A 5853-nucleotide genomic window follows, 5' to 3' on the forward strand; every position below is an offset into this window, starting at 1 on the left:
GGCCCGGGGGCCCGGGAGGTCGCAAGGTGGGCCTGGAGGCCGCAAGGGTGGGTGGCCTGGGGAGCACCAGGAGGCTGAGAGGCCCAGGGAAGCCGGGGCAGCGCTCAGGCGGCTTCGGGCCGGGGCTCGCGCGCAGGAGCCGTGCAGGGTCCCGGGGAGCCCCTCAGAGGGCTGAAAAGCCCCGGGGGGGCGTGCAGGGGCACCAGAGCCGACCAGGAGCCCCCGGCCCCCACAGCGGAGCGGCAGCGGCCCCGGACACGGCCCGGAGCACGGCCCCGGACACGGCCCGGAACGCGGCTGAGGGGCCGGGCAACAGGTGCCCGGCCCCTCAGCCCGGCGCGGCCCGGGAGGGGCCGCATCAGGTGTGTCGTCGGCGTGCCGCCGCGCGGCGCCCCCGCGCCGCCGTCACTTGCGCTTCTTGCGGCCCTTCTGGGCCTTCCGCCGCTCCGCGCGGGTGAGGCCGTCGGCCTGGGAGCGGATGGGGCCGGTCTCGTCCCCGTCCGTGGCGGTGCCCGCGTCCAGGTCGCCCTCGACCACGCCGCCCTCGGCGGTGGGGGCGGAGAAGTGCAGGCGGTCGGGGCGCTGCGGCTGGTCCAGGCCCTTGGCGTGGATCGCCGGGGCCGGGCCCGCACCCGCACCCGCCGGGACGGCGTCCCGGGGCTCGCTGTCCTTCTCCAGGGACGGTGCCGGGACGGAGTCCTCGACCGGGACCTCCTCGACCTGCTGCTCGACCTGGACCTCCAGGTTGAACAGGTAGCCGACGGATTCCTCCTTGATGCCGTCCATCATGGCCTGGAACATGTCGTAGCCCTCCCGCTGGTACTCGACCAGCGGGTCCTTCTGGGCCATCGCGCGCAGGCCGATGCCTTCCTGGAGGTAGTCCATCTCGTACAGGTGCTCGCGCCACTTGCGGTCGAGCACCGACAGCACCACGCGCCGCTCCAGCTCGCGCATGATCTCGGAGCCGAGCTCCTTCTCGCGGGCTTCGTACTGCTCGTGGATGTCGTCCTTGACGGAGTCGATGATGAAGTCGGCCGTGATGCCTTCGCGGTCGCCCGCGGCCTCCTCCAGCTCCTCGATCGTCACCTTGACGGGGTAGAGCTGCTTGAAGGCGCTCCACAGCCGGTCGAGGTCCCATTCCTCGGCGAAGCCCTCGACCGTCTCGGCCTGGACGTAGGCCTCGATCGTGTCGTCCATGAAGTGCCCCACCTGCTCCTGCAGGTCCTCGCCCTCCAGGACGCGGCGGCGCTCGCCGTAGATGACCTCGCGCTGCCGGTTGAGCACCTCGTCGTACTTGAGGACGTTCTTGCGGATCTCGAAGTTCTGCTGCTCCACCTGGGACTGCGCCGAGGCGATCGCGCGGGTGACCATCTTGTTCTCGATGGGCACGTCGTCGGGCACGTTCGCCATCGACATCACGCGCTCGACCATCTGCGCCTTGAACAGCCGCATCAGGTCGTCACCCAGGGAGAGGTAGAAGCGGGACTCGCCCGGGTCACCCTGACGGCCCGAACGGCCGCGGAGCTGATTGTCGATCCGGCGGGACTCGTGCCGCTCGGTGCCCAGGACGTAGAGGCCGCCGAGCTCCTTGACCTCGTCGACGGCGGCCTTGACCGACTTCTCGGCCTTGTCCAGCGCGGTGGGCAGCGCGGCAGCCCACTCCTCGACGTGCTCGTTGGGGTCGAGGCCGCGCTCGCGCAGTTCGTTCTCCGCCATGCCCTCGGCGTTGCCGCCGAGCTTGATGTCGGTGCCTCGGCCCGCCATGTTGGTGGCCACCGTGACGGAGCCCTTGCGGCCCGCCTCGGCGACGATCAGGGCCTCGCGCTCGTGGTTCTTCGCGTTGAGCACCTGGTGTGCGACGCCGCGCTTGGTGAGCTGCTTGGACAGGTACTCCGACTTCTCAACCGAGGTGGTGCCCACGAGGATCGGCTGGCCGCTCTCGTGCTTCTCGACGATGTCGTCGACCACCGCGTCGAACTTGGAGACCTCGGTGCGGTAGATCAGGTCGGCCTGGTCCTTACGGGCCAGCGGCCGGTTCGTCGGGATCGGGACCACGCCGAGCTTGTAGATCTGGTGGAACTCGGCCGCCTCGGTCATGGCCGTACCGGTCATGCCGGAGAGGGTGCTGTAGAGGCGGAAGAAGTTCTGGAGGGTGATCGTGGCGAGCGTCTGGTTCTCGTCCTTGATCTCCACCCCCTCCTTGGCCTCGATCGCCTGGTGCATGCCCTCGTTGTAGCGGCGGCCCGCCAGGATGCGGCCGGTGTGCTCATCGACGATCATGACTTCGCCGTCCATGACGACGTAGTCCTTGTCGTTCTTGTAGAGCTCCTTGGCCTTGATCGCGTTGTTGAGATACCCCACCAGCGGCGTGTTGACCGACTCGTAGAGGTTGTCGATGCCCAGCCAGTCCTCGACCTTGGTGACGCCCGACTCGTGGATGGCGACGGTGCGCTTCTTCTCGTCCACCTCGTAGTCGCCCGTCTCGGGCTTCTGGGTGCGCGGATCGCCAGGCTCGCCCTTCTCCAGGCGCTTGACCAGCTTCGCGAAGTCGCTGTACCACTTCGTGGCCTGGTCGGCGGGGCCGGAGATGATCAGCGGCGTACGGGCCTCGTCGATGAGGATGGAGTCGACCTCGTCGACGATGGCGAAGTTGTGGCCCCGCTGCACCAGTTCGTCCTTCGACCACGCCATGTTGTCGCGCAGGTAATCGAAGCCGAACTCGTTGTTCGTGCCGTACGTGATGTCGCACGCGTACTGCTCGCGGCGCTCGGCCGGGCTCATGTTGGCGACGATGCAGCCGACGGTCAGCCCGAGGAAGCGGTGCACGCGGCCCATCCACTCGGAGTCGCGCTGCGCCAGGTAGTCGTTGACCGTGATGATGTGCACGCCGTCGCCGGAGATCGCGTTCAGATACGCCGGCAGCGTGCCGACCAGCGTCTTGCCCTCGCCGGTCTTCATCTCCGCCACGTAACCGAGGTGCAGCGCGGCGCCGCCCATCAGCTGCACCTCGTAGTGCCGCTCGCCCAGCACGCGCTTGGCGGCCTCGCGGACGGTCGCGAAGGCCTCCGGCATCAGGTCGTCCAGGGACTCGCCCTCGGCGTACCGCTCCTTGTACTCGTCCGTGAGCGCGCGCAGCTCCGCGTCCGACAGGTCGACGAAGTCCTCTTCGATGGAATTCACCTGCCGCGCGACGCGGTCCAGCTTGCGCAGGATCTTCCCTTCACCTGCGCGCATGAGCTTGCCGAAGACGGACACTTAGGGTGGCTCCTTGCCGGTCGGGCCTGGCACGGTCTGCACGGGTCAGTGCGGATGTTCGGTGCGGATCCGCGAGGTCCTCTCCATGCCGAGGCCCTGAACCGCACCGGCCATCGTATGCGAGGGACGACTGACCCTGTACCCCCAACGTGCCGGAGGCCCGGAAGGTGCCGGGGAGCGCGGCTGCACAATCTGACTATGGAACCCATCACACTGCGCACCGAACGGCTCCTCCTGCGCCCCTTCGAGCGGGGAGACGCCGAGGCAGTGGCCGCCGCGTGTGACGACCCGGACATCCAGCGTTACGTCCCCGTAGCGGAACCGTACACACTCGCCGACGCCGAGGAGTTCGTGACCGTCGCCAACCCGGCCGGCTGGCGGGACGACACCATGTACAACTTCGGCGTCTTCACCCGCGACGGTCAACTCGTCGGTTCCATGGGCCTGGTCGCGCTGTCGGCACTGCGCACCGCCGAACGCCGGGCCGAGCTGGGCTTCTGGACGGCACGCGGACACCGGCGCAAGGGTTGCACGGCCGAGGCCGGGCGCGCCGTCGCCGAGTGGGCGTTCACCTCACTGGGCGTGGAACGTCTGGAGTGGGTCGCCCAGGCCGACAACGAGGGCTCCCGTGCCGTGGCGCGCCGCATCGGGTTCGTGGAGGAAGGCGTCCAACGCGCACGCATCGTGCACAGAGGAACACGGCGCGACGCGCGCATCGGCGCCCTGCTCCCCTCCGACTGGGGACTCCCCCTCGACACCCCGTACCTCCCCTCCCCTCGCCGACCGCACCACCACTGACCACCGCCCGTGTCTGCCGGTTCCGGGGCCGGGACCGGCCCGGGGCCGGGACCGGCCCGGTTCCGGGACCGGCCCGGAATACCGCAATCCGGGACCCGAGGAAGCTGGACGGGAGGGGCTCTCGCGGGAGCCGTTGAGGCCGTGCGGGCGGTCGTGCGGGAGCGGAAGTGCGTTGTCAGTGGGTCCACTTAGGGTGACGCGTATGACCACAGGCCTCACCGGCACCGCGTCCGCGACCCCTCCTCCCACGGTTTCCCTCTCCGCCGACGAGGCGCGGCGCATCGCACTGCGGGCGCAGGGCCTGCTGGGCGCGCCCGACCGGCGGGCGGGGGTGCGCGGCGTGCTGCGGAGCCTGGGGGCGGTGCAGCTGGACACCATCTCGGTGCTGGCCCGGTCGCACGAGCTGGTGCCCTACGCCCGCCTGGGCCCGGTGGGACGCCAGACGGTGGACGCGGCCTACTGGACGGGCGCGCACAGTTTCGAGTACTGGTCGCATGCCGCCTGCGTGCTGCCGATCGAGGAGTGGCCTCACTTCGCCTTCCGCCGCCGCGCCTTCCGGGAGCGCGGTCACCGCTGGCACGTCATGAAGGACCGCGAGGGCTCATGCGCCGCCGTCCGCGCGCAGCTCCAGGCCGAGGGGCCGCTGACGACGGCCGAGCTGGGTGGTGGCCGCAGGGGCGGCGAGTGGTGGGACTGGTCGGAGCGCAAGATCGCCGTGGAGTGGCTGCTGGACATCGGCGAGGTCGTCGTGAGCGAGCGGCGCGGCTGGAAGCGCGTCTACGACCTGGCCGAACGCGCCGTCCCCGAGTCCCTCTTCCACGACGACCTGGACGAGAGCGAGTGCCTGCGCCGTCTGGTGGCACAGGCGGGCGCCGCGCTGGGGATCGCCACCCGTGCCGACCTGGCCGACTACCACCGGCTCAAGGCCGAGCAGGTGGAGTCCGTGGTGGCCGAGACCGGTCTCGTGCCGGTCGAGGTGCAGGGCTGGCCGCGTCGCGCCTGGGCCGATCCGGCGGCGCTGGAGAGTGCCCCCCGCGGCCGGCACCGCACCACCTTGCTCTCGCCGTTCGACTCCCTGATCTGGGACCGGCCCCGCACCGAACGGATCTTCGACTTCACCCACCGGCTGGAGGCCTACGTGCCCAAGCCGAAGCGGGTCCACGGCTACTTCGCCATGCCCCTGCTCGCCGGGGGCAGGCTCTGCGGGCGGGTCGACCCTGCCCGCGAGGGGAGGACGCTGATCGCCCGCCAACTGTCGATGGCCAGCGCCAAAGCCGTCGAGCCGATGGCACGGGCGCTGGGGGAGGCCGCCTCCTGGGTGGGCTGCGACGCGGTGCGCGTGGAGCGCTGCGACCCAGAACCGCTGCGCCCCCGCCTCCGCTCGGCCCTCGACACACTGGGGCTCTGAGCGAGCAGCATTCCGGAGCTGCGAGCGAGCACCCCGACCGGGGGCTCTGAGTGAACAGCCCGACCGGGGCCCTGAGTGAGCACCCCAACCAGGGCCCTGAGTGAGCAGCCGACAGGCCGAGCGAGCGGTCGAAAGGCCTGCGGTTTTCCTGACACGCCGCTCCGGCTTTCCGGCGGACCGCTCAGACTTCCCGGCGGGCCCGCTGACCCGCTGACCCGCCAGCCCACCGACCCACCGGCCCGTTCTCGCTGATGAACAGCTCTTTAGCGATGTCGCGGTTGTTCATCCCGGTCGCCACCAGCTTGAGGACCTCCAGCTCCCGGTCGGTGAGCTTCGGCGCGGGCACGAGCTTGCTCTCGTCCGTCCGCTGGATCATCGACTTGAACTCGGTG

At 70.3% G+C, this 5853-nt stretch carries 3 protein-coding genes and 1 pseudogene; 2 read left to right on the forward strand and 2 right to left on the reverse strand.

Going from position 1 to position 5853, the window contains the following annotated elements:
* Window positions 1-405 precede the first annotated feature (405 nt).
* Window positions 406-3255 carry a preprotein translocase subunit SecA gene (gene secA / locus AB8Z75_RS29190; RefSeq protein WP_369207188.1) on the reverse strand — a complete coding sequence of 950 codons (2850 nt, stop codon included), beginning with the start codon at window positions 3253-3255 and terminating at the stop codon, window positions 406-408.
* A 198-nt stretch (window positions 3256-3453) separates the two neighbouring features.
* Between secA and AB8Z75_RS29195 the strand changes: the two genes are divergently transcribed.
* Window positions 3454-4053 (forward strand): GNAT family N-acetyltransferase, encoded by a 600-nt coding sequence (locus tag AB8Z75_RS29195; protein WP_369207190.1) that lies wholly within the window; start codon window positions 3454-3456, stop codon window positions 4051-4053.
* A 202-nt stretch (window positions 4054-4255) separates the two neighbouring features.
* Window positions 4256-5461, forward strand: coding sequence for a winged helix-turn-helix domain-containing protein (locus tag AB8Z75_RS29200; RefSeq protein WP_369207192.1), 1206 nt, complete (start codon window positions 4256-4258; stop codon window positions 5459-5461).
* Between the two features lie 241 nt (window positions 5462-5702).
* Here AB8Z75_RS29200 and AB8Z75_RS29205 read toward each other — a convergent pair.
* Window positions 5703-5853 (reverse strand): annotated as a pseudogene (locus tag AB8Z75_RS29205) (response regulator transcription factor); the annotation flags it as partial.

This window comes from Streptomyces sp. PU-14G, assembly GCF_041028275.1.
Lineage (GTDB): Bacteria > Actinomycetota > Actinomycetes > Streptomycetales > Streptomycetaceae > Streptomyces.